This window comes from Alteromonas sp. 76-1 (assembly GCF_900654235.1).
GTDB lineage: Bacteria > Pseudomonadota > Gammaproteobacteria > Enterobacterales > Alteromonadaceae > Alteromonas > Alteromonas naphthalenivorans.
Window position 1 is genome coordinate 1,806,176 of the sequence record NZ_LR136958.1, and the last position, 24,618, is coordinate 1,830,793.

Here is a 24,618-nt window from a genome sequence, read left to right on the forward strand (position 1 = left end):
CCTTTTTCCTTCTTCCTTTGGCCTTTATCCTTCGTCCTTTGGGTACCATTGTCGTAAGTGAATAAGTTCACTTGGCAGTAACGGGGTAGCGGCTTGTGTGGCGTAGTCGCTAAAGCCCGCTTTAAAAAAGGGTGATAGCGGGTGGCCTGATTGAGCCCCAGGCAGCGTTAGGATGGCGTCGTCTAAATGACCTGGGCTAACAAAAAAGCGTTCTGATGCGCCGAACGTCGATGATTGAACGGCTGGCATATAAGTATCCCCAAAGCCTTCAACAGTATCCATATTCAGCTTATGCCCTACAAAAGGAATTTGCTCCGCAAACGGATGCTTTACCGTAAGTGCATTTACACTGCCCCAGCGTAAGTCTTCCATATTGGCTTCAATAGGGGAGTGCTCATCTAATAGCGTGTGTTTGGCGCGGCGATAGGCGTCAACCAGTAGATCATCGAAAGATTCAGTACCTTCTGGCAGCCAGCTATCGGGCTGAGTGTGAATGAGTTGCCATACCGCAGGCTCGATGCCGCGAAGTAACGAACGGCTTTGTACGCCTTGGTCATCAATGCTAGACAGTATTTTACCAAACAGTTGGCTTACCACCTCTTTACGAAAATGCTTTACTAGCGTGTAACCTACAGAGTCTTCGCACGCGCATTCACCCCATTTACGCAGATAGGCAAGGTCGGCCTTAAATTCAATATTGTCGTTTAATAACAAACCCGATAGCAGCTGCTGCCACGGCAGCAAAAATTGCGCGTGGTTATCTAACTGAATGGCGTAAAAATCGTTTTCGTTAAAAGAGTCTTTTTCAAATAAGCGATCTCTTATTTGCTGGCCTCTGGCACCAAGGGCATAACCACCATCACCCAGTCTTGCTATGTCATTGGCGGAAATTACCCGCGCATTGGCGGTCCATATTCTGTTGCTGCTTGGGTTTTTTACTACCGGAAGGTTAGTCGTGCGTGAGGGGGCTATTGGCGCAACGGTACTTTCGTCAACGGCGGTAAACGAAGCTTGCTCTCTGTTCATTACTGCGCCGCCGGGTAACCATGCTGCGCTGCCAGCATCATCAACTATCACCATGTTCTGGGTAGGAATGGCAATCTCTTTGCCTACGGCAATAGCATCGTCTACGGTATTCGCGGTGCCCATATCAACAATGGCAAGGTTTACTGCAAAAGGATGATGTGCCACCCAGTTTAATGCGTAACGCTTACCATTAACCAATTTAACGGGGCCGTACTGGCTAATTTCAAGGGTATAGGTATGCGATACCTCTTTGCTTACTATTACTTCATCTACCATATGGGTAGGCGTGTCGTCGGCAAGGGCTATCCAATCAAGGTTATCTAGGTTGGCATTCGTGAAGCCCCACGCGACTTTATTGTTCGTGCCAACTATCACGCCAGGTAATCCAGGCAATGACACCCCTGTTACCGATACGTTAGCCACTGATGAATTTATGCCTGATACAGCAAGGCTATCATACCCTTCGCTTACGGGGGCGCGAGGCGTGTCTTTATAATTCAGCTGTGTGCGATACCAAATAATAGGTACACGCAAACCTAAGTGCATGTCGTTAGCCAGTAAACCGCTTCCTGTTGCCGTAAGGTTTCCGGTAACCGCCCAGTTATTGCTGCCTATATCGGGCAGCTCTTCAGCGTCGTAAGACTGCAGTGCTATTTTTGCGGTAATTGGGGGAACCGAATCATCAATGCCGTCACTAGGTTTAGGGGCCTGCTCAGAAGGGCTAGGCTCAGACGGGATAGGCTCAGAAGGGCTAGGCTCAGACGGGGTAGAATCAGGAGAAGCTGGCTCTGGTAATACAGGGTAGGGCGGTACGTCGGCATGGTAAAGCGCCAGCTCACTGCCATCCAAAGCGGCTTGATAACGGCTAGGCTGGGTAATGAAGTTATATAACGGCGTGCCGTAGGTTTCTTTTAGTGCGGTGCGCGCCAAATCAATTTCAATTTGCCCGCCTTGTAAATCTAAATACATGCTGTAGGCCACCAAAATACTGTCGGTGGGTTGCCAAGGTGATAGCGTTAACCCGGCTGCAATATATTCGAAGGGGGGCACGGTATATTCGTCTAGCGCAGCATTTACGCCATGAGAGTAACTTACCAGCAACTGCTTTTGCGTTAATGGTAGGCTGTCGAAAACTTTTACAGCGCGTTTCGAAAACTGGTGAAAGCGGGCGTTTTTATCTATCTCTAGCGCCACATCGCCTACCCATTCTGATAAGCGGCCCGATGCACTTCTTCGTTGTAAGTCCATTTGAAAGAAGCGGTCTTGGCCGTGGGCAAAGCCTAGGGCATATGCGGCATCGAATTTGTCTTGTGCATTTATTACCGCATGGCCCATATTGTCGCGGGCAAGGGTAGCGGGCGCAGTAATACGAGACGTGGCATGATTGCCGTCTAATGTAGGTAAACTTAGGTGCAACGCCATATACACGCCACCTAGTGCTAAAACGACTAATGCAATTGCACCTAAAACCAACCACTTAATCCAATTTAACACGTGTATTACTCCATTTTTTTCTCTATCCTAACCACACTATCTACAAATTTGAAGTGATGTTTTATGACACGTTTGCGAGAAACACTATGGGCCCGTTAATGCTTGATTGTCAGGCAGAGCGTTTATTGCCTGAAGAGAGAGAAAAATTAGCACATCCTGTGGTGGGCGGCGTCATACTATTTAGCCGTAATTTTTACGATTGCGAGCAACTTACTCAGTTAGTAAAAGAAATTCGAGAAAGTGCCAAAAAGCCTTTATTAATAGCGGTCGATCACGAAGGGGGCAGGGTTCAACGCTTTCGTGAAGGTTTTACCAAGTTACCTGCTATGGGTAAGTTATCCGGGTTGGTGCAGGCGAAAGCGGCAGGTAAAGATATCGACTGGGCAGATTTACTGGAAATAGAGCCAGAAGTAGAAGAGACAATAGTCAACGATGCCACGCTAGAACTAGCTAAAGCCTGCGGTACCATTATGGCTCATGAGCTAAAACAGATAGACATCGATTTTAGTTTTGCCCCTGTGCTTGATATCAACGGGGTGTCGAAAGTAATTGGCGACAGAGCCTTCGCTGAAACCGCAGAAAAGGTGACCCCCTTAGCCTCGGCGCTAATTGAAGGTTTACAGGTTGCCAATATGCCAGCCATTGGGAAGCACTTTCCTGGGCATGGCAGTGTGGCCCCAGATTCTCACGTGGCGTTACCTGTAGATGAAAGACCGCTTGAAGAAATTAAACAAACTGATATGGTTGTTTTTGAAAGATTAATTTCTAAACAGTTGCTAGATGGCGTAATGCCAGCGCACGTTATTTATTCTCAAGTTGATAGCAAGCCAGCCGGTTTTTCCGAGCACTGGTTACAAAAAATATTAAAGCAAGACTTGGGTTTTAACGGTGCCGTGTTCTCTGATGACCTGTCTATGCACGGTGCCAGTGTTGCCGGCAATTATGTCGATCGTGCCATGGCTGCATTATCGGCAGGTTGCCATATGGTATTGGCATGTAATAACCCGAAAGGGGCAGAATCTATTTTAGATGCGCTGCCTCATTCAACAGATTCTTTCGAGGCTTTAACCTCACTTTACGGGCGCAAACCAGCTGTGCATGCCAGTGCAGCTTATAAAAACGCATTAAAGGTGTTGTCGCGCTATGGAACCGGTTAAACCGAAACTAATAATAATATCCTTGGTTAGCGCAGTTGCTCTGTATGGAGTGCTGTTGTTTTCAGGCTTGTCACATATTATGGCCATTAGTGCGGCCATTACTGTGCTGGTTGCCATGTTGTGGGTAACCGAAGCGCTGCATATAGCCTTGCCCGCACTCATTCCTTTCTTCGCCTTTCCTATGGCGGGGGTTATTAGCTATCAAGAGGCTGCATCGGCATTAGGTAACCACGTTATCTTGTTGCTGATGGGGGCGTTTATGTTGTCTAAGTCGTTAGAAAAATCTGGCGTACATAAACGTTTAGCGGTGTACCTTATTCAGCTAACCGGTGCAAACAGTGCCCGCAGGCTGGTATTTGGCTTTATGTTTACCTCTGCCATATTAAGCATGTGGATTTCAAATACCGCCACCACACTTATGCTGCTTCCTATTGCCCTTGCCATTATTCATGCATCTAATTCGCCTAAACTGGGTGTCGCCGTGTTACTGGGTATTGCTTACGCAGCTAGTGTGGGCGGTGTAGGTACGCCTATTGGTACGCCACCCAATATTATTTTTATGAGTGTGTATCAGCAAACTACGGGCACAGAAATTAGTTTTATTGACTGGATGAAAACCGGAGTGCCTATTGTATTGGTAGCATTGCCCTTAATGGCATTGTGGTTAACTCGGCATTTAAAGGGAGTGAAAACCGGAGGGCTTCCCGATGTTGGCCCTTGGCGAAGTGCAGAAGCACGGGTGCTTTTGGTGTTTACCTTTGTGGCCATGGCGTGGGTATTTAGGCCGTATTGGACAGCGTGGTTCGGTATGGATTTTGTTGGCGACAGCACTATTGCCTTAGCGGGTGTGGTACTAATGTGTGTTATTCCCAATGGCGAACGCGAACCTACCGCTACAGGCAGCAAACAAGGTTACTTACTTGACTGGAATACCGCGCAGCAAATTCCTTGGGGAATGTTGTTGGTATTTGCTGGGGGCATTTGCTTGGCCCAAGCGTTTACTGCGTCTGGCTTAAGTGAGTTGTTAGGCCAGGGCTTAACAGGCTTAGCCGTGTTACCGTTGTTTTTGTTGGTGTTAGTGCTGTGCTTGGCGGTAAGCTTTGTAACAGAAATTACATCGAATACGGCTACTGCTACCTTATTAATGCCCATTTTAGCCAGCGCGGCGGTGGCTATAGATGTAGACCCGCTTATTCTCATGATGCCCGCAGCCATTAGTGCCAGCTGCGCATTTATGATGCCGGTGGCAACACCCGTAAACGCCATTGTGTATAGCAGTGGTGAACTTACGGTGAAAACCATGGTGCGCGAGGGCGTAGTACTGAATATTATTGTGGCGTTTGTGGTAACCGCTGGTGTGCTGTTAACGCGAACTTAGTTTGCAGCGCTTAAATCGCAATGCAGCCGCAACTAAACAGCGACTTCATCGAACCCTGCTTCGGCATTTAAAAAGCGGGCGAAGGTGAACAAGTAATCAGACAGCCTATTTAAGTAAGCAGGCACTACGGCGGGTACATCGTAGTGCTTGGTTAGCACTATAACAGCTCGTTCTGCACGTCGGCATACGGCACGGCATACATGGCTTTGGGCAGCCGCTTTACTGCCACCAGGCAGTACAAACGTGGTTTGCGGGCCCAAAGTGGCTGTCATTTTATCAATATCGCTTTCCAGCTTAACCACATCATCTTGCGTAAGGGTAGAGCTGGCTGAAATAGCAAAGCCTGCCTGAAACAAGTTTCGCTGAATAGTGTAAATGTCTTCTTTCAAATGCACGGCTACCATTGAAGCCAATAGCCCCAAGTGGCTGTTAAGTTCATCGATATCACCGTAGCTTTGTACTACCGCATCATCTTTTTCTACTCTTACTGGCTTATCGGCATATATTTGCGTACTGCCTTTGTCGCCCGAGCGGGTATAAATTTTCATGCTGGTATTAATCCTTGTTCTTACTCTTCAGGTGCGCTTGGGCGTTTGTAACGACGAATTTGAACCACCATGCCAAATAAGGGGTGATCAAAGTAATGAAGCTGGTTGCTTATTACCCGGCGCTGTTCGCTAAAGGGTAGTGACACCAATTGATATTCTGGCGTAGCGTTGGCATCTTCATTGCTGCTTACGCTACTCATAGAGCTTGATGAGCTGGCTGCCGCTTGACCTTCAACAGGAATAGGCTGGCGATAGAAAAGCTCGCTATCGATATGCAAATAGGGCACACGGTTTATGTATTTCAAAAATACTTTTATGTTGCCGTCTACTTTCCAAATAGGCGCACGAAATGCTGCGCTTATATTACTTTCGTCAGCGTCGTCGATAACATCGGCGTTATCCAACGCCAATAAATCTTTAAATAATATGGGCGTTGGGCTAGCGAGTCGTGCATCTAAATCGTAAAAGAAGTCGCTTGTTATAGTTTCAGTGCTGGTAGCATTCAGCCCAAATGGCTGGCTGTTACCTTGGTTTTCATTTAACTCGCCAGTAGCACTAACGCCGCTAACGCCACTGGTGCCAATGGTTGTAGCGTCTAGACTTTGGATTTTATCTTCTAAATTTTGATAGCTGTTTTCATCAAAGCTATTTGAACCATAGCTATTCGAATCAGAGCTGTCAGAGATTGACGCAGTGTTGCCAAAGCGTAGTGGTGGCTGCGGCGGGCGCTGAACGCCGTCTTGGTCAAACTCATCTGAAAAGTTGTTGCCAGCAAAAAGGCGAACGTTGAAGGCATCGTCTTTACCGAATTTTACAGGCTGACGCCAAGTAACGTGTAATAAGCGAGTGAGATCGCGGTTTTGTCTAATTTGGCGCGATAAAGACGCCATTTCTTGTGCGTTCTTCGTTAATAAATGGGCGTGGCTAGCGTATGGCCAATCGCTACCTTCAGGGGTAATGGGAAGCTCTTTAGGTGCTGGTAAGCGGTTGTCTGGGCGATGAATATGCCATTTACTGTCGTAATAGCTCAACCAAGGCTTTTGCACTACGCAATACGGCTGGTTAGGTACCGTAACGGTTTCTGTTTCATCTAAACCTAGAAACTCTACCCAATAACTGGCTATTTCTTCTGCCGATAAGCCGTTATCTGATAAATCGTCATTTGATAACGTGTCGGTTGAAGCTTGGGTGCCCACTAATGATTGGGAGCCCAGCTCATTGGCAAAATTAGTTTGAGTAGACTGAAGTTGATATGAATTGGTTTCTTCAGATATTACTTTCGATGCCTGGTTTGTTGCTTGCGCATCCGTTTCACTTGAGGCGCTGGCAAAATAATCAAACTTTGGCCACTCAAGCGCATTGGTTTCACCACAAACCGCAATGCCTTGCTTTAGCATGCTAATGTCGGGGGTAATAACCGCGCCTATTACATCGGCATCGGTAGCCGGAACGGCTAATGAATCAGCTAAATCGAACTGTTCTTCAAGGGCAGACATTGCCACCTTTCTTTCAAAAACAATAACTTCAACATCGAACCACCAGTCGTCATTTGCCAACAACGGGGTAGAAGCCAATACAGCAAGTAGTGGGCTCCAACGAAAAAACCTCATGTTATCGCGACTCCTTTGCAAGGTCGGCAATGATATCGCTAATAAACGCAATACGCGCTTTTGCAGTATCAGTCTGTTTTACTAATCGTAGTTTCTGGCTGCCTTCAAATTTGAAGGTATTTGGCTTGGTTTGTACCAGCTTAATAATATAGCCAGGGTCAACCTTGGTGGTATCTGTAAACTCTATGGTACCGCCTTGTGATGACAAGTCTACTTTAAGCACGCCTATGGCTTCTGCTTTTATTTTTATTTCCGCTACTTCTACTAAGTTTTTCGCCGGTTCTGGTAACAAACCAAAGCGGTCGATACATTCTACTTGGAATTCGTCTATGTCGTCTTGGTTTTTACAGCTGGCTAAGCGTTTATATAACGAAAGCCTGGTGTTTACATCGGCAATATAGTCATCTGGCAGTAGTGCAGGAATGCGAAGCTCTACTTCGGTGTGGTCTGCCATGGCATCGTCTAGCGAAGGCTCTTTACCTTCTTTCAGCGATGTTACCGCTCTATCTAGCATGTCCATGTAAAGGCTGAAACCTATGCTGGCAATTTGCCCAGATTGGTCGTCGCCTAATAATTCACCTGCACCACGAATTTCAAGGTCGTGGGTGGCTAGCGCAAAGCCTGCACCCAAATCTTCCAATTTCGATATAGCATCTAATCGTTTCGCCGCATCTTTGGTCATGCGTTTAGGGTGCGGTGTTAATAAATACGCGTAAGCCTGGTGGTGTGAGCGACCCACACGACCACGCAATTGGTGCAATTGGGCAAGGCCTAAATGATCGGCTCTGTCCATAATAATGGTATTGGCGCTTGGCACATCAATACCGGTTTCAATAATGGTGGTACACACCAGTACGTTGTAGCGCTGGTGGTAGAAGTCGCTCATCACACCTTCAAGTTCACGTTCGCGCATTTGGCCGTGACCCATGGCAATACGTGCTTCAGGTACAATTTCGGCAATTTCTTCAGCGGTTCTGGCAATGGTATCTACTTCGTTATGAAGGAAGTACACCTGCCCACCACGTAAAATTTCACGCATTATGGCTTCACGAATAGTGGCCTTATTACGCTGCTGTACAAAGGTTTTAATCGATAAGCGTCTTGCTGGCGCAGTGGCGATTATCGATAAATCACGCATGCCCGACATGGCCATATTCAATGTACGAGGAATTGGCGTAGCGGTAAGGGTAAGAATATCTACGTCGGCGCGAAGCGATTTTAGCTTCTCTTTTTGTCGAACCCCGAAACGGTGCTCTTCATCGATGATCAGCAAGCCTAAATCTTTGAATTTAATATCGTTCGACAATAGCTTGTGCGTACCTACTACAATGTCTACTTTGCCTTCGCTAAGGCGCTGCATGGTTTCTTTCTGGCCCTTGGCGCTAATAAAGCGGCTCATCACTTCAATTTCAAACGGCCATGCGGCAAAGCGATCTTTAAAGTTTTCATGATGCTGTTGGGCAAGTAGGGTGGTGGGCACCAAAATAGCCACTTGTTTGCCTTGGTTTGCAGCTAAAAATGCTGCGCGCATGGCCACTTCGGTTTTACCGAAGCCTACGTCGCCACATACCAGTCTGTCCATAGCGTGCGGGCTGCCCATGTCGTGAATAACGGCAGCAATGGCTTGGGCTTGGTCTGGCGTTTCTTCAAACGGGAAGCTGTCGGCAAATTTTTGATATTCGTCCCACTCAATATTGTACGCAAAGCCAGGTTTAGCGGCACGACGTGCGTATACATCAAGCAGTTCAGCGGCAACGTCGCGTACTTTTTCAGCCGCTTTTTGTTTTGCTTTGCTCCATGCATCTGAACCTAACGAGTTAAGCGGTGCATGATCGGCATCGCCGCCGGTATAACGAGAAATAAAGTGTAACGACGCGACAGGTACATAAAGCTTGGCCTGTTTAGCGTATTCAATGCATAAGTATTCGGTGGTAACGCCGCCAGCGTCTAGGGTTTGCATGCCAATATAACGGCCTACACCATGATCTAAATGTACCACGGGTTGGCCGGTGGTAAGCTCGGCCAAGTTACGAATAATGGCACTTTCGTCAGTGGCGGAGCGTTTGTCTCGGCGTCTACGTTGGCTAACCTTATGACCTAATAGCTCGGTTTCGGTGATAAATAGCAGTTCGCCACTGTCACTTCGCCAGTTGAAGCTATTTTCAACCATGCCCACGGTAATACCGATGGTGTCGCTGGCACTAACAAAGGTATTGAACGATTCCGCCGCTTTAGGCTTAATGCCCGCCTTTTGTAAAACGGTAAGTAGCCCTTCACGGCGGCCTTGGGTTTCAGCGCAAAACAGTACCTTGGCACCGCGCTTTTTGGCATTGTTCACCGTGGCAATTAATTGTTCTGCGGGTACTTTCTTTTGGGTGTTTATAGCAATGTCGTCAAGCTTGTCGCAGCCTAAGTTAAAGCTGCCCGGCTTTTCTTCAATCACGTCTTTGGTCAAAGTTACCCGCGGCCACTGTTTAATTTCACCAAACAAGGTATTGATTGGTAAGAATAAATCTTCAGGTGGCAGCAATGGCCTTGCTGGGTTGTATCTGTGCTGTTCGTAACGTTCTTGAATGTCTGCCCAGAAAAACTCGCTGGCATCTTGTACATCACCGTGTAACAACAACACACTTTTAGGGTGCAGGTAATCGAATAAGGTAGCGGTTTTATCAAAAAACAACGGCAAGTAATATTCAACACCACTAGGCATGGTGCCTTTAGTTACTTGAGAAAACACCGACTCTGAGGCGTTGTTGGCATCGAACTTTTCTAAAAAGCGCTGACGGAAAAGGGTGATAGATTCTTTATCGGTAGGGAATTCCCGTGCTGGTAGCAACTTTATTTTTTCAACCGCATCGCCAGAGCGCTGGGTTTCGGTATCGAAAAAGCGAATAGAGTCTACTTCGTCATCGAACAAATCAATACGAAACGGCTTGTCGCTGCCCATGGGGAATAAATCGATAATACTACCGCGCACCGAAAATTCACTGTGGCTCATCACCTGACTAACGTGCAAATAGCCCGCTTGTTCTAGGTTTCGCCTGAATTGGTCTCTATCAAGGGTGTCTCCCTTGTTCAGCATCAACAAGTATTTAGCGAGGTAATCGGTAGGTGCCAAACGTTGCATTAACGTATTCACCGGCACAATGAAAATGCCATTTACCTGCTGGGTGAAGCGGTATAAGGTTTCTAAACGCTGCGAGACAATATCTTGATGCGGCGAAAACGAATCGTAGGGCAGGGTTTCCCAATCGGGGAACACTGTAATAGGGACGTTGGTTTCACCGCTTTTATCACCAGAGGCGCCGCCAGGCATAAAGAACGCCAGCTCTTTTTCTAGTTTTAGCGCCGATGGAGTGTCGGCGGTCACCAGCACAATAGGGCCATTGTATTGGGCTTGTGCTTGAGTAATGCACAGTGCGGCGCTGCTGCCTTGTAACTGACCCCATTGCTTGTGGTCTTGCACAGAGGCGGATTTTTTCTGGGTCGGCAAAGGCAAAGATAAAAGAGTTGCTGTCATGTCGTCCTATAAACTACTTATTCGGTTTAAGTGTGTTGCTGGGCTTTTGTATTCGAGCTTTGGTTTTCCGGCTTTTATTCTCTGACTTTTATTATAGCGTCAGGCTCCGGAAGCCTTGTCTTGCGCGCGCTTTTTAAGTTGCTGCGTTTGCAAATGCAAGCTGGCTCGAACAAGTAATTCTTGGTCTTGCTCTCGGATGCTATTGAAAACAAAAGCTATATGGTAGTCATCCTCGACGTTCTCGCAAGTAATAACTTCCCCGTAGCAAAATATAGCGGCCGCTTCAGTATCAAGAAATAATTTGAGTTCAGCTTGGCTGCCGATGTTCATGGCGGTTGAGCTTTTAATAATTACGCCCCCGCCACCGAGCTTTATTGTGCTAAAACGATGATCTGGTTCATCTTGCTGGTGCAAAATAAATGACATCATCAAATCTATTTTACGAGCTTGGTGATTTAAGTATTCCGCCAACGATTCAGCATGGTCGCTTAAATGGCGCAACGGGCGAAGTGCTTGAGCTTCAATGCTGGCCATTTCGCTCGCTACGCGAAATGCATAGGGCATGGCTTGCTCTAAACCCGCTTCAGAAGGTACGGATTCACCTTCAGCAAGTGGCTTCACGTTAATGTTAACGTTGTGCTGAATAGAGAAATACTCATCGAACTGGGCTTTTTTTTCTTCTAGGCTTAGGTTTTCCATCATATCTCCCGCCACTTATCTTGTACGGCCAGTAGCTTACACGTAGTATACGCACTTTACTATTTTGAGATTGCCCCGTCATCACACCTTTGGACTAAGCGCGCATTATGTACTTTCCTCTTCCCGCTTTTATTGCTTATCGGTATGCGAAATCTGGCCCGGCGCAGTCGTCTAGCCAAAATAGCTTTGTTTCCTTTATCAATCGCTTTTCAGTAGCCGGTATTGCCCTTGGCCTAACGGCGCTTATTATTGTGCTGTCAGTAATGAACGGCTTTGAAGCACAGTTAAAACAGCGCATTTTGGGTATTGTGCCGCATATTGAAATTAATGCGCCTGTTGAAGATAGCTTTGTAATGGGCTTGCCCAATGTGGTGGCGAGCATGCCGTTTAGAGAAGCTGAAGCGGTAGTGCAATCTCGTTCCGATTTACGTGGTGTACAGTTACATGGTGTGCAAGCAGACAGCATGGTGCAGCACACCATGGTTGCTCACGAAATGCAGCAGGGCGATTTTGCGAGCCTAACGGCAGGTAGCTATAACGCCATTATTGGCAGGGCGTTGTCTATACAGTTGAATGTGCGGGCTGGTGACAAACTTCGGGTAATGGTGGCTGGCGCTAGTGTTTACACACCATTTGGTAGAATGCCAAGCCAACGGTTGGTCACTATTTCAGGCGTATTCGATATGGGCTCGCAAATGGATGACAAAGTTATTTATATGCAGCTTGATGATGTGAACCGATTATTGCGAGATGTTTCAGGCAAGAATACAGCTACTCGATTATTTTTAGACGATGCTTTTTTGTATCAAGACACGCTAAAGCCTATTGTTGAGGCTGATTTGCCTGTACGTACATGGCGTGAGCGCCAAGGCCCTTTGTTCGATGCGGTAAAAATGGAAAAGAATATGATGTTCTTAATGCTGCTATTAATTATAGCCGTGGCAGCGTTTAATTTGGTTTCATCGTTAGTGATGGTGGTGTCTGAAAAACAAGGCGACATTGCAGTACTGCAAACCCAAGGTATGCTGCCTGGCACCATTATGACGGTATTTGTTTTAAACGGATTGTTTAATGGCGTGAAAGGCGCGGGTATTGGATTGGTGGCTGGTGTGGCAATCACTTTATTGCTCAATCCAATTATGAGTTTACTGAATGTGCCAATTGCGTTGTCGTCAGATGGGCAGGGGTTACCGATTGATATGCACTGGCTGCAAATAGTTTTTGTGACCCTATTTTCATTGTTGCTTTGTATTGTAGCGAGTATTTACCCTGCTAGGCGTGCCATGAAAACCCAACCTTCGCAAGCACTTCAAAACGAATAAGTTAGTGAAATTGCCGTGCAAATTGCGGCAAAATTCACTATAATCGCGGTCTTTAAATTTCGGCCAGTGAGACGTCATGAACAAGAATTTTATCACCTCGCAAGCGTTGCTTCAGGATTCCTTTCGTTTAGCAGCAAAGGTGTATGATGACGGGTTTCGCCCCGATTTCATCATTGGTATTTGGCGCGGTGGTGCACCTATCGGCATAGCGGTACAAGAATTTTTTGAGTTTAAAGACTATTCTACCGACCACATTGCGGTGCGTACTTCTTCTTACTATGGCATTAATAAGCAATCTAAAGAAATTCGTGTTCACGGTTTACACTACTTAGTGGAAAACGCTGACGCTGAACATAAGCTACTTATTGTTGATGATGTTTTTGATTCGGGCCGCAGTGTTGATGCGCTTATTCAGCAAATTCGCAAACTAATGCGTTTGAATATGCCAAAAGATATTCGTATTGCATGCCCTTGGTACAAACCTCAGAACAACACTACTGACATAGTGCCTGACTACTACGTTAACGAAAGTGACGAGTGGTTAGTGTTCCCACACGAAATCGCTGGGTTAAGCGAAGAAGAAATTCGTGAAGGCAAAGGCGAACTAGCCGACGTTATGGATATCTTATTCGATAAAAAGTAAGCGCAACACGCTAGCTTTTACAAAGACACCCATATTAAAACCGCCAACCAGGCGGTTTTTTTATGCCTAGCTTTTATCAAGACACCCATCTTTATGCTTATCACTATAAGGTGAATGCTCTTGGTTATATTTAAGGCTGCAAACGTGGGTGTCCATGTAATTTACTTGAGTGCAATGATGGGGGTCTCGTTAATGCTGAGACGAAAAAACATGGGTGTCTTGTTTAGTTTCTCTCTTATCATTCTCTTATCAAGACACCCATGTTATTTCGACATTCTCTTATCAAGACACCCATGTTTATGCTTATCACTATAAGGTGGATGCTCTTGGTTATATTTAAGGCTGCAAACGTGGGTGTCTTCATAAATCTGTTCATAACTTTGATTTTGAAAAAACATGGGTGTCTCCGTAAGGAGTTTATGAATTAGGGTGGGTGCTCAGATAATTCATCAAGGTTTAAAGGTGGGTGTCTTCATAACGCTCGGGTTACAAGCGTGGGTGTCCATGTAATTTACTTGAGTGCAAATGATGGGTGTCTCGTTAATGGTGAGACGAAAAAACATGGGTGTCTTGTTTAGTTACTGCTTAGTTATCGAAATAAAACTTATCGTGGAAGGTGTAAACCCAAGTGGGTTGATAGATAACAAGTAAGGTGATGGCCATTCCGTTGAGTAAGGCTTCTGGAAAGACCAAAAGTGGAATGAGAAGTACAAAATTATCGTAAATAACATCCCACGTATAAATGTCATCAACAAAATAATAACCCGCAAGTGCGCCGGTTTTAAGAGCAATGCTGAGTGCGCCTGGAAAGAAAGCGCACACAAAAATATAAACGAAAAGTTGGCGGGGTAGATGGTGAAAAGACACTAAATATACCAAGTAGGTTACCGCGACAGGCAGCATAACCCCTAATACGCCATTTACACCAATGGTGTGCCACTGTGCAAAACCAGCGGCGGTAGCACCTAATAACGCGAGGGTGCCGGCCAGAATGGCGTAACGAAACCCGAGCATAAGTGTGACCACACTCAAACCTACAAAATGTACGTCTAGCCCTTCAAAAATTCCCACTTTGAAGATCCAAAAAGCGAACAACGCGGCAGCGCTACCAAATAACAGGTGCTGTTGGTGTTTATCACCCATTAGGCCTACAACAGAAATTTGTTTAATAACGCCAACTAGGGTTAAACAATATAAAGCTAGGCCAAGCCACTGTAGCGTTGTCACGTACTCTCCGTTATTTATCTACTGTAGATTTCTTATTTACTGTAAGTAGCCCAAATAGGCGCATGATCTGACGGCTTTTCAATGCCGCGAAGTTCATAGTCTATTCCGGCATCACTCAATCGTTTGTGCATAGAAGGGGTAGCCAGAATAAGATCAATACGAAGACCACGATTATCATTAAAACCTTTTGAACGATAATCGAACCACGAGTACCTGTCGGTAGTGTCAGGGTTCAAGGTTCTAAAGCTGTCTTCAAATCCCCAATCCATTAGTGTGTTCAACCACACTCTTTCTTCGGGTAAAAAGCTACACTTGCCCGTGCGCAACCAGCGTTTTTTGTTTTCTTCGCCAATGCCAATATCTAAATCGGTATGAGAGATGTTCACATCGCCCATCACAATGACATTTTCATCTGGAGTATGGTGGGTGTCTAGATAAGTCATTAGATCTTTATAGAACTTACGTTTTGCGGGGTATTTAGTTTCGTGCTTTTCGTTTTCGCCTTGTGGGAAGTAACCATTTAATACCGTTACTGGCTGGCCGTCGTTGTCAGTGGTTTTCAATATGATCATGCGACGCTGCGCATCTTCATCATCAGTGGGAAAGCCCATAAGCACAGACTCTGGCTCTTTTTTCGCTAAAAATGCAACACCGTAATGACTCTTTTGACCATGAAAATAAACGTGGTAACCCATCGCTTCAACTGCTTCGACAGGAAACTGTTCGTTGTGAACTTTTATTTCCTGCAGGCCAATAATGTCAGGTTGATGTGCATCTATTAATGCTTGAAGTTGGTGAAGGCGGGCGCGAATGCCATTGATATTAAATGAGATTACTTTCATAAGAACTTCTTAAAAAAACGAATTAATGAATACTAACAGAATGCTGGGTTTAACTTAATGTTTGTGGTGGCAAATTTGTACTTTTTCCTAGCGATATAAGATGATCAAACCAAAGGTTCGCATCGTTGATAATAGCCACGCTTAACGTTTCACTGTTTTGGTTCCCAACATCCGCCCCTTCAATTATTAGGGGTAATATACGTACTACTTCTTGCTTAAATTCGGGCCAAGCTTTGGCCTGTTTTGCCATGGATTGGTAGTAATGTGTAGGAAAACCGAACCCTGCCTTTTCAAGCCTGCGGCTGATAATATTGGCGCCCATCGATGAGCCTAACCATACATACATCGCAGAAATGGTAGCAGAAAGTGGAGTTTCAAAATTAGGTAAGTCAACGTTTTGCAATTCACTAGTACACTGGGCGCTGATTGAATTCAGCTCTGCTAAGTCGTTATTAAGCGCCGTTATCACTGCTTGGGTTTCAAACTGATTTGCTAAAGCCTGAAGAGTAGGGTATTTCTCAGTCGCATCGTTAATGACTAACTTGCAACGCTGGTGGAATTCTCGCATAACGCAAAGTACGTTAAGGTAATTTCCCCGGTGAGCTTCATGAGCTTCACTGTCGTTACACTCCACCATATTATGAAAAAGCGCAAAAGGCGTGCTTTGTTCTAGCTCGTCATGTTTGTTGTAAGTTTTTGCTTTTAGGTCGCTAAATAAGTTCTGCATGAAGTTTTAAGCTTTGCGTTTTTTGAAAGAAAGGCAGATGTAATGTACTACCATGAAATGCAGATTGCTAACATACAAGAAGCATGTGGAGTGCGTTTTGAACCCTCAGCTTAAGACTTAGGCAACACTACACAAAATTGCTCGCAATAATATTAGCCGTAGGGAATGTTTTCAACTTGAATTTACAAGATTAAAGAGGCTTTGCTATTTGGCGGAGAAGCTTGCAAAGGGTATACTTAGCGCCTCTTATCGGCGCCTCTTAAATATAAGGTAATTTTTGTGTTTCCAGATACTGTAACAGCCACCCTAAATGATACTGTGCTAGCGCAAGCTAAAAATTTGTCTGCTGAAGACCGACAAATGCTAGTGATCAGCTACGTACCTAAAGCGAAAGAAATTTGGCTAATCCAAGGTACAGAAGGCTTTGTCATGCTGGAAGACAACGACATCACTCGACTACCCGTTTTTCCTCACAATAACTTAGCGCAGGCGTGGTTGGACGAGAATCAAATTACAGGTACGTGTGTGGCAGTGCCATTTGATGAGTTTACCGAAACGTGGTTACCTGGTTTAACTAAAAATGGGGTGGAATTGGTTATGTTTCCTACCTCTGCCGATGCCGAAAATTTAGTGATGACGGCAGAAGAGCTAAGCGCAGAATTTAGTGCAGATGCTAGTGCCTAGCTGTTGGGCTCAGTTTTCTGAAAACATTAATATGAACTACAACGCTGTAACCTCATAACGATGACAGAATCTACCCAATTGTTGCCTTTGGGGCAAACCGTGGCTACGGCTAAAGGCTGGGATGGCGCCACTCGCGCCATAATGCTGGCTGGCAAGCGGTTGTTGACTTTACCTGAGTCGGCACGCACAGAAGACTCATTGGTACCGGGTTGTGAAAGTAAAGTGTGGGTAGCGTGCACACCTTCACAGCCTTTGGGCGAGCTTGTTATTGCCGCCTATTCACCCAGTAAGATTATTCGAGGCGTACTGGCGGTACTTCTAGAAAAAGCAAATAGCCTTTCAGATGAACAAAGAAAGGCGTACGATTTTGAGCAATACATGAACGCGTGTAATTTGCAGCGCCATTTAAGCCAATCCAGAGGCAATGGTATTTTAAGTGTATTGCGCCGCTTAAATACGCTATAAGTTTTGGTTTTTAGCTTCAATCCACTGCGACATGTATTTACTCGCATTCAAGGTTTGATGCCATAGCAGCCCTTGTAAAAACAAGGCCTTGCGGTGGGCATTTACATCTGAAGCTATAATGGCAACTCGTTCTGCCAAGGTTTCACTCTCGTTGTCATTTTCAAAATCGTGATACAAGGCTAACCCTAACTTACTTGCTAACGACCAACTCTCTTCGCTGTTGTAAAGCCTAGCGGCGTGCTTCGCGAAGTCTTCTGCGGTATCGCAAATTGCGCCTCCCCATGCAGGCTGCGTAGCACTGTTCTCTGTTGCTTCTGTACTCTTCAACGAAGAACTTACCGCGAATGGTGTTATGGGGGACATTTTTTCAGCAATACCTTCAGCGCCAACCCAGGTTGTAAGGGTAGGGGTACCACATCGCATAGCTTCTAGTATTTTGCCTTTAATACCTGCACCAAAGCGCAGCGGCGCTATAAGAAGCTTAGCGTTAGCAATCACATCGTGTGCATTTTCAGCCCAGCCATCTACGTAAAATCCAGTTTTGGGGTTATGTAATTGCGTTGCCTTTTTAGGTGGGTAGGCCCCATAAATATGTAAATTTGCTTGAGGGAGCACCTTTCTAATAGCAGGCCAAACAGTTTGCTTTAGCTGCAAGACGGCATCCCAATTTGGCGCATGTCGAAAATTGCCAATAGTGACAATGTCGGTGCGTTTTTCAAAATCTGGAGCCTTGTCAGTTACCGTCGCGAGATTAAGCGGATGGTAATAAAGCTGTTTTGCGGGAACGTGGTAATAATCGGTAAGCAGTGCGTACTCTGTGCGAGAAATGACCAACGTAAGGTCGCAGCGTAAAATAGCAGCAATTTCCCGCTGGGCTAAAGGCGTATTGCAGTCAGCCTCTTTCGCGGCGCTGGCAATGTGCGATACAACAGGAGTGGCGGCAGTTTCTTTTGATGCTCGCAGTGCATTGTCGTGTGCTTTAACGGCATCGTGCCTAGCTTGTCGTAAACTGTGCAGGTCTTCGGTGTTTAAAATGCGAATAGCTGAAGGACAGGCGTCTTTTACTCGCCAAGAAAACTGTTCTTCGGTCATATATCTGTCGAAAATAACCACATTAGGCGATAGTTTCTCAATTCGCTCATTAAAGCTGCTGCAGTTAAGGGCAACTGCTTCACTGCTTACGCCTATATTATCTAGGTCAGCTTTATGGGTACTGTCAGCTGCTGCGGTCATGAAAGTGACATTATGGCCGTAGCTTAGAAACTGATTAATTAAGGCCAGCATATTTTGACCCGCTGCGGAGGAATTGGGTTCAGGCCACACGTAGCCAATGACTACAACCTGCATTACGCCTTGTGACATTCCTCCTGACATTCCTTGTGACATGCCTTGTAACATTCCCTCTGACATAGTTGCCTGTGCTTAAATGTGTAAAGCGCGAAATAGTAGCACAGCAGGAAATAAAGAAAATGAAACTCTACCGCCGATAAAAATGCTTAAAATCTCCTGCTATTATGGGGGAACCCCTATTGGGACTGAATAAAATGTAATGTAATTTATCGCATACTATACGAAAGATAATGAATTCTAATTAGCTAGGCTAAATAATCGCGCTATAATGTAGCTAGTAGTGAAAAAGCCAATCATGTTTTATAGTTACCGTATTTATTTTAAGGCTTGATGGCGAGATACCCTCTTCTAAATAGAGTAGGTTATATCAGGAGCGTACACCTAAATGACCCTACAAGATATTATCAGTAACGCGAGTACGTTGTTTGTGCTGCCCGACTCGGTAACGCGTTTAAAAGCGTGCATGGATGATGGAGCATCTAATATTGACGATATTGCCGACATCATCTCTTTTGACCCTGCGTTAGCTACACAGCTATTAAGAGTGGCAAACTCGGCCTTGTACCGTTTTCCAAATAAAATAGACACCATCACTAAAGCGCTACAAGTAGTGGGTACACGCTCTACGTACGATCTAGCACTTGCATTTGGTGTTAGCCAAGCGTTCAAAGAAATAGATGGCCAAGTTATCGACTTAGATAAATTTTGGGAGCAAAGTGTCTCTTGCGGTCTGTTAGCAAAGTATTTTGCTGAAATGCGAAATATCAGAGAACCGGAACGCTTATTTGTTGCTGGCTTACTGCATAATATTGGTGAGCTGGTTGTCGTGGACATGTTGCCAGATAGCGCGAAACGTTGTCAGGCGTTTAACGCAAGAGTTAGTCCTGCTGAATTACAGGCTGGTGTTTTGGGCTACACATTTACGAATGTGTCTGCGGGGATCATCAAAGAGTGGGGTATCCCTGAAACAATCTATAAGCCTATTGCAAATATACACGGCGATAAACGCAATCAATCTGATATTGAAGAGCAGATCTTGCAGTTGTCATACGTTTTGGCTTTAGATAACGTGAATTCAGAAATTTATCCTAGCTACAATAACTTAAAACCTGAATTGCACGAGAGCCTATCGCTTAATCGCGACGATTTAGAAGATGCATTGGATATTACCAACTTGCAGTGTATTTCAGTTATTTCCCTGTTCAACCCTAACGCGTTTATGCTTTATTAACGAAAAAGGGCGTACTCATTTATGCAGTACGCCCTTTTTAGTATCTAATTTTAGTGCCTTTCTAGCTAAGTCTAAGTCGCTCTTCAAACATCGCGACCTAATACCTAATCAAAAATTGCCACGGTCTGGCGACTTATAGCAACAACTTCGTTGTCTTTATCCCAAATAGTGGCTTCAGTATGCCCATAGCCATCTTCTGCCTGACGGGTATGCGCTTGGTAAGCAAACCAGTCTGTAGGGTCTACCTGCTTATGCGGGTGGATAAATTCTAAATTCCAACTAACAGTACTTGCTGGGGCAGGCAACTTCATCATTTGTAACAGCGTGGGCGGCCAAGCATCAATCATGGTAATGATGTGTGCATCTGTGATCTTCGCGGGTGGCTTTTTGAAACGCATGTGCCCGTGGTAAACGCTGGTCTTTTTGCGGGTGAAGGGAATGCCTCCCTTATCGATGGCTAAATCGAAATGACGCAAAAACTTAGGGGTAACCTTTGGAATTTGCGGTATGAACTTGCCTTTGGTGGGAGTAGGCATGTCATGGGTGTCTTGGTTTTCTACTTTAATGCCTGATTTTCTGCCAATACCAAAGCAGGCTTGCACGAATACACAGCTTTTTCCGTTTTGCTTCGCATGAGCGGTATATTGAGAAACGTTTTTGCCCTCACGCAACAAGGTTACTTCAATTGAAAATGGCGTATCTGGCGAAAGTGGACCTACAAAGTTAGTGGTAAATGAACGCAGCACGCGTTCTTCACTGACTTTTTGACGAATAGCGCTGTACGCCATGCCTGCTGAAATACCGCCGAATGCTGTACGCCCTTGCGCCCAATTGCTGGGAATAATGAGGTTATCTACTTTCCACTGATTTTCAGAAAGTGCCTCTAATGAAGAAAGAGTTAAAAGCTCGTCTACCGTCATGGTGTTTGTCTGGTCTGATGAGTAAGGGTGCTGATATCCTACCTTAAGCTCAAGCTAACAGAAAGCCTAGGCTAACATTCCTTTTTATATTTACAAATAAGTAACAATAAGTTGTCAATCTTTTAACCTGCCGCGTAGACTGAGTTTTCATTGAATTTAAAGGGAATGATATGGCCCATAGTCAGGTTCAAACGGCACCAGTAGAGAAAGCGGATACGTCCCGCGCCTACAGAAATTATGTGTTAGTGATACTAACGCTGGTTTACGCATTTAATTTTATTGATAGACAGATCATAGGCATCCTTTCTCCATTCATTAAAGCTGATTTGGGTTTAGATGACGCGCAGTTAGGCTTGTTAAAGGGGGTATATTTCGCCATTCTTTATACCGTGGTGGGCATTCCTATTGCGTGGCTTGCCGATCGCTATAGTCGCGTGAATATCATTGCTATCTCGCTCACCCTATGGAGTGGATTTACCGCTGCTTCGGGGCTTGCCATGAACTACACCCAACTGGCGCTGGCTAGAATTGGTGTGGGCATTGGTGAAGCAGGTGGTAGCCCACCTTCACACAGTATTATTTCCGACCTATTTCCTAAAGAAAAACGTGCTGGCGCATTGGCGGTGTACTCATTGGGTATTCCGTTTGGCGTAATGTTGGCATTCTTTGCTTCTGCATTTTTCCTACAAGGTGGTTCCGCTGATTGGCGTACCGTAATGATTAGTGTGGGGTTACCAGGCGTAATACTAGCGCTACTACTCAAGTTTACGGTAAAAGAGCCAAAACGCACCGAGTCAGTACAAACCGATGACGCTGAAAAGCCCAGTGTTTCAGCGTCACTCAAAACTTTATTGAAGATTCCAACGTGGTGGGGAATGGCGTTAGGCATTTCTTTTGGTTCGTTCGGTAACTACGCCATTTCAACATGGATCATCGATTATTATGTACGTGCCTTTGCAGGTCTAGATATAACGCAGTTGCTTATTGCGTTCGGTATTATCAATGGCTCTGCTTATGCGTTAGGCGTGTGGCTGGGTGGCTATATTGCCGATAGATGGGGTAAGCAAAATAAGAAAGCGTATGCGTTGCTACCTGCTATTGCGCTAATCATTGGCGTACCAGCGTTGTATTTTTCGCTTCAAGTTAACGACTTATGGTTGTCAGTAGGCTTAATGACGTTCTTACTCTTCACCAGTGGTTCCTATTTAGGCCCAAGCTTTGCCATGGCGCAAACCCTTGCACCTATCAATGTTCGCGCTATGTCTACTGCATTGTTTTTCTTTGTACTGAATATAATTGCATTGGGCGGCGGGCCAACGATTACCGGTATTATAAGCCAAGCGTTAGTGCCGTCGTTGGGTGAAGTTGAAGCGCTTCGTCAATCTTTACTGTATTTGATTGTGCCTTATGCGCTTTCTATTATCGTGTTCTTATGGACCAGTACTAAAATTGTTAAAGATTGGGAGATGGCAGAGTCGAGAGGGCTGTAGTACTATCTTCTTCATAAATAACATGTTGTTTTAATTAAGGGCTGGTTTACCAGCCCTTACTTTTCCCGCTTTGCTATCGGTACGTATAGCTTTGGTACCGCTTTTCGTGAAGGAGTATTTCATTGTCGAAAACCGATATAAGTTTTCACTTTGCCCATGCAAATGGATTTCCTGCAGGTAGTTATAACGCGCTTTTTTCTTCATTACCTGAGCACTTTCATCGTCTTCATGTTGACCGGTTTGGTCACGACCCTCAATTGCCAGTAAATGCGAATTGGCGCAATCAAGTTAATGAGCTCATTAAACACATAAAAGCCGAAAACACCGACAGTAGAGGTGTTTATGCGGTAGGGCATTCTTTTGGTGCGGTGATTTCATACATGGCAGCCTGCGAAGAGCCCAGCTTATTTCGTGGGCTTATCATGCTTGATCCTCCGTTAGTGATGGGGCCCATGAGTTACTTTTTTCGCTTTGCAAAGAAGACACCGTTAATTAATAAATTAACCCCAGCAAAGCTAGCTGAAACGCGAAATACGCAATGGCCATCTCATACTGATATGGAAGCGTATTTTCAAGGAAAAGCGCTGTTTCGTAATATGGATAAGCGGTGTATTCGTGATTATGTAAAGCATGTAACCCACACTAAAGGTGAGCTGACATCGCTAACATTTAAAGCCGAGGTAGAAGCGTCGCTATTTCGCAATGTACCGCACAATTTAGGTAAGTATAAAGGTAAACTGAAGTGCCCGGCATTGCTGGTAACGGCTAAAGATGGTGCCGTGTGCAGACCGGCTATGTACGAAAGGTTAATTCAGCATAACAACATTGACCATACTGAATTTAAAGGTGGCCATATGTTTCCGCTAGAACATCCTGAAGCAGTGGCTGAACTCATATCAACCACTATTTCAAAATGGAATAACTAGCTATTAGTTGGGAGATAGGCCGCCAACAGGTTGGCCTAGCATTTCTCTTGTAACTAACACCACGCCTTTTTCTGAAACACGGAATCCTCGTGCTCTATCGTCATCGTGGTTGTAGCCGATAACGGTGCCTTCTGGAATAACACAGCCTCTATCTAGCAGTACTTTTCTTAGTTTACAATGACGCATGATTTCTACATCAGGTAAAATTACCGCATCTTCTATAAGCCCGTACGAGTGCACTCTTACGTTAGAGAAGCAAATGGTACCGCGAAGGGTTGAACCAGAAATGATACAACCGCCAGACACAACCGAATTAATCGCTTCACCGCGTCTGTCGTGATCTTCCCACACAAATTTTGCAGGCGGTAATTGTTCTTGGTAGGTCCAGATAGGCCACTTCTGATCGTACAAATTAAGCTGTGGAACCGGCGCAACCATCTCCATATTGGCTTCCCAAAATGAATCAATGGTACCTACATCTCGCCAATAGGCATCGCCACCACCGGTGCTTTCAAATTCAAACGCATACACGGGATGATCTTTGATAATCGACGGAATAATATCTTTACCAAAATCACGCTGTGAGCCAGAGGTTTCAGCGTCTCTTCGTAATTGTTCGAAAAGAAATTCAGTATCGAAAACATAGTTGCCCATTGATGCTAGGCAGCGGGTATCATCGCCAGGTAGGGGAGCCGGATGCTCAGGTTTTTCTGCAAAACCGTTAATACGGAAGTTTTCGTCAACCGACATCACACCAAATGAACCGGCAGCTTCTTCGATAGGCACCGACATACATGAAACGGTCATTTTTGCGCCACTTTCAACATGACGAGCTAGCATAGTACCGTAATCCATGCGATAGATATGGTCGCCAGATAAAATCATTACGTACTTGGGGAGTTCGTCTCGAATAATGTCGATATTTTGGAATACTGCATCGGCGGTACCTTCATACCAGCTATCCGAAAATCGCTGAGAAGCCGGTAGTATTTCTACTGACTCGCCAAGTTCTTTCTTGAAGTGACCCCAGCCGCGTACTAAATGTCTTATTAATGAATGAGACTTGTACTGGGTTACTACGCCAACACGCCTAATGCCTGAATTAATACAATTGGATAGCGGAAAATCGATAATTCTAAACTTACCGCCAAAATAGAGTGCAGGTTTTGCGCGCCACGTTGTTAGTTCGTGTAAACGTGATCCCCTTCCTCCAGCTAATATAAGTGCGTAGGTATCGCGAGTCAGATTACTAATATAGCGTGAACTCTGATCTGCCATGTCCTCGTTCTCCATTTTTTGAGACACAATTTTGCGGTGTCGATGAATGTGTAAAAACCGTAATTCATACCGATAGCACTA

Annotated in this window: 20 protein-coding genes; 9 read left to right on the forward strand and 11 right to left on the reverse strand. The window is 45.2% G+C overall.

Annotated features, from left to right (window positions below; all coding sequences use genetic code 11):
- Positions 1-24: 24 nt before the first annotated feature.
- Positions 25-2,520, reverse strand: coding sequence for a penicillin acylase family protein (locus ALT761_RS07640; RefSeq protein ID WP_129737742.1), 2,496 nt, complete (start codon positions 2,518-2,520; stop codon positions 25-27).
- A 98-nt stretch (positions 2,521-2,618) separates the two neighbouring features.
- Here ALT761_RS07640 and nagZ point away from each other — a divergent pair, with 98 nt between their 5' ends.
- Together nagZ and ALT761_RS07650 are read left to right on the forward strand one after the other, a co-directional pair.
- The gene (gene nagZ, locus ALT761_RS07645; RefSeq protein WP_442858146.1) at positions 2,619-3,677 is read left to right on the forward strand and encodes a beta-N-acetylhexosaminidase; all 1,059 of its coding nucleotides are present in this window, start codon (positions 2,619-2,621) and stop codon (positions 3,675-3,677) included.
- Entirely contained in the window at positions 3,664-5,055 is a 1,392-nt protein-coding gene (locus tag ALT761_RS07650; protein WP_129737746.1) for an SLC13 family permease, read from the forward strand. The genes nagZ and ALT761_RS07650 overlap by 14 nt, the downstream gene beginning before the upstream one ends.
- Before the next feature lie 32 nt (positions 5,056-5,087).
- Here ALT761_RS07650 and ALT761_RS07655 read toward each other — a convergent pair whose 3' ends face one another.
- The 4 genes from ALT761_RS07655 to ALT761_RS07670 form a co-directional block, all read right to left on the reverse strand.
- Positions 5,088-5,603: a cob(I)yrinic acid a,c-diamide adenosyltransferase gene (locus tag ALT761_RS07655; protein WP_013784542.1), complete on the reverse strand. Its 516-nt coding sequence runs from the start codon at positions 5,601-5,603 to the stop codon at positions 5,088-5,090.
- A gap of 20 nt (positions 5,604-5,623) precedes the next feature.
- A complete protein-coding gene (locus tag ALT761_RS07660) occupies positions 5,624-7,213 on the reverse strand; it encodes a CsiV family protein (RefSeq protein ID WP_129737748.1) in 1,590 nt (529 codons plus the stop codon).
- Between the two features lies 1 nt (position 7,214).
- Positions 7,215-10,733: a transcription-repair coupling factor gene (gene mfd / locus ALT761_RS07665; protein ID WP_129737750.1), complete on the reverse strand. Its 3,519-nt coding sequence runs from the start codon at positions 10,731-10,733 to the stop codon at positions 7,215-7,217.
- Positions 10,734-10,832: 99 nt separating this feature from the next.
- The gene (locus tag ALT761_RS07670; protein WP_129740587.1) at positions 10,833-11,432 is read right to left on the reverse strand and encodes a PilZ domain-containing protein; all 600 of its coding nucleotides are present in this window, start codon (positions 11,430-11,432) and stop codon (positions 10,833-10,835) included.
- Positions 11,433-11,539: 107 nt separating this feature from the next.
- On the opposite strand from ALT761_RS07670, the gene ALT761_RS07675 reads away from it, so the two are divergent.
- The gene (locus tag ALT761_RS07675) at positions 11,540-12,754 is read left to right on the forward strand and encodes a lipoprotein-releasing ABC transporter permease subunit (protein ID WP_129737752.1); all 1,215 of its coding nucleotides are present in this window, start codon (positions 11,540-11,542) and stop codon (positions 12,752-12,754) included.
- Between the two features lie 76 nt (positions 12,755-12,830).
- On the forward strand, positions 12,831-13,397 hold the full coding sequence (locus ALT761_RS07680) for a phosphoribosyltransferase (RefSeq protein ID WP_013784537.1): 567 nt from the start codon (positions 12,831-12,833) through the stop codon (positions 13,395-13,397).
- 585 nt (positions 13,398-13,982) lie between these two features.
- Here the strand turns inward: ALT761_RS07680 and ALT761_RS07685 are convergent.
- From ALT761_RS07685 to ALT761_RS07695, 3 genes are read right to left on the reverse strand one after another with little or no spacing between them, the layout of a single operon-like run.
- Complete coding sequence (locus ALT761_RS07685) at positions 13,983-14,624, reverse strand: energy-coupling factor ABC transporter permease (protein ID WP_129737754.1); 642 nt, start codon at positions 14,622-14,624, stop codon at positions 13,983-13,985.
- A 32-nt stretch (positions 14,625-14,656) separates the two neighbouring features.
- Positions 14,657-15,466 (reverse strand): exodeoxyribonuclease III, encoded by an 810-nt coding sequence (gene xthA, locus ALT761_RS07690; protein WP_129737756.1) that lies wholly within the window; start codon positions 15,464-15,466, stop codon positions 14,657-14,659.
- A gap of 49 nt (positions 15,467-15,515) precedes the next feature.
- Entirely contained in the window at positions 15,516-16,193 is a 678-nt protein-coding gene (locus ALT761_RS07695) for a hypothetical protein (RefSeq protein WP_129737758.1), read from the reverse strand.
- Positions 16,194-16,472: 279 nt separating this feature from the next.
- On the opposite strand from ALT761_RS07695, the gene ALT761_RS07700 reads away from it, so the two are divergent.
- Both ALT761_RS07700 and ALT761_RS07705 read left to right on the forward strand, forming a co-directional pair.
- Complete coding sequence (locus ALT761_RS07700) at positions 16,473-16,877, forward strand: DUF2750 domain-containing protein (protein WP_013784533.1); 405 nt, start codon at positions 16,473-16,475, stop codon at positions 16,875-16,877.
- 60 nt (positions 16,878-16,937) lie between these two features.
- Entirely contained in the window at positions 16,938-17,342 is a 405-nt protein-coding gene (locus ALT761_RS07705) for a SufE family protein (RefSeq protein ID WP_129737760.1), read from the forward strand.
- On the opposite strand, the gene ALT761_RS07710 is transcribed toward ALT761_RS07705, so the two are convergent.
- Positions 17,337-18,728, reverse strand: a complete 1,392-nt coding sequence (locus ALT761_RS07710) for a glycosyltransferase (RefSeq protein WP_232043560.1) — start codon at positions 18,726-18,728, stop codon at positions 17,337-17,339. The two genes, ALT761_RS07705 and ALT761_RS07710, sit on opposite strands and share 6 nt — an antisense overlap.
- A 349-nt stretch (positions 18,729-19,077) precedes the next feature.
- Between ALT761_RS07710 and ALT761_RS07715 the strand changes: the two genes are divergently transcribed.
- A complete protein-coding gene (locus ALT761_RS07715; protein WP_129737762.1) occupies positions 19,078-19,923 on the forward strand; it encodes an HDOD domain-containing protein in 846 nt (281 codons plus the stop codon).
- Between the two features lie 104 nt (positions 19,924-20,027).
- Here ALT761_RS07715 and ALT761_RS07720 read toward each other — a convergent pair whose 3' ends face one another.
- Positions 20,028-20,843: an acyl-CoA thioesterase gene (locus tag ALT761_RS07720; protein WP_126873698.1), complete on the reverse strand. Its 816-nt coding sequence runs from the start codon at positions 20,841-20,843 to the stop codon at positions 20,028-20,030.
- A 170-nt stretch (positions 20,844-21,013) separates the two neighbouring features.
- Between ALT761_RS07720 and ALT761_RS07725 the strand changes: the two genes are divergently transcribed.
- Complete coding sequence (locus tag ALT761_RS07725) at positions 21,014-22,333, forward strand: spinster family MFS transporter (RefSeq protein WP_126873697.1); 1,320 nt, start codon at positions 21,014-21,016, stop codon at positions 22,331-22,333.
- A 122-nt stretch (positions 22,334-22,455) separates the two neighbouring features.
- A complete protein-coding gene (locus tag ALT761_RS07730; RefSeq protein ID WP_129737764.1) occupies positions 22,456-23,259 on the forward strand; it encodes an alpha/beta fold hydrolase in 804 nt (267 codons plus the stop codon).
- A 3-nt stretch (positions 23,260-23,262) separates the two neighbouring features.
- On the opposite strand, the gene glgC is transcribed toward ALT761_RS07730, so the two are convergent.
- Positions 23,263-24,537 (reverse strand): glucose-1-phosphate adenylyltransferase, encoded by a 1,275-nt coding sequence (gene glgC, locus ALT761_RS07735; protein WP_129737766.1) that lies wholly within the window; start codon positions 24,535-24,537, stop codon positions 23,263-23,265.
- Between the last annotated feature and the right edge of the window lie 81 nt (positions 24,538-24,618).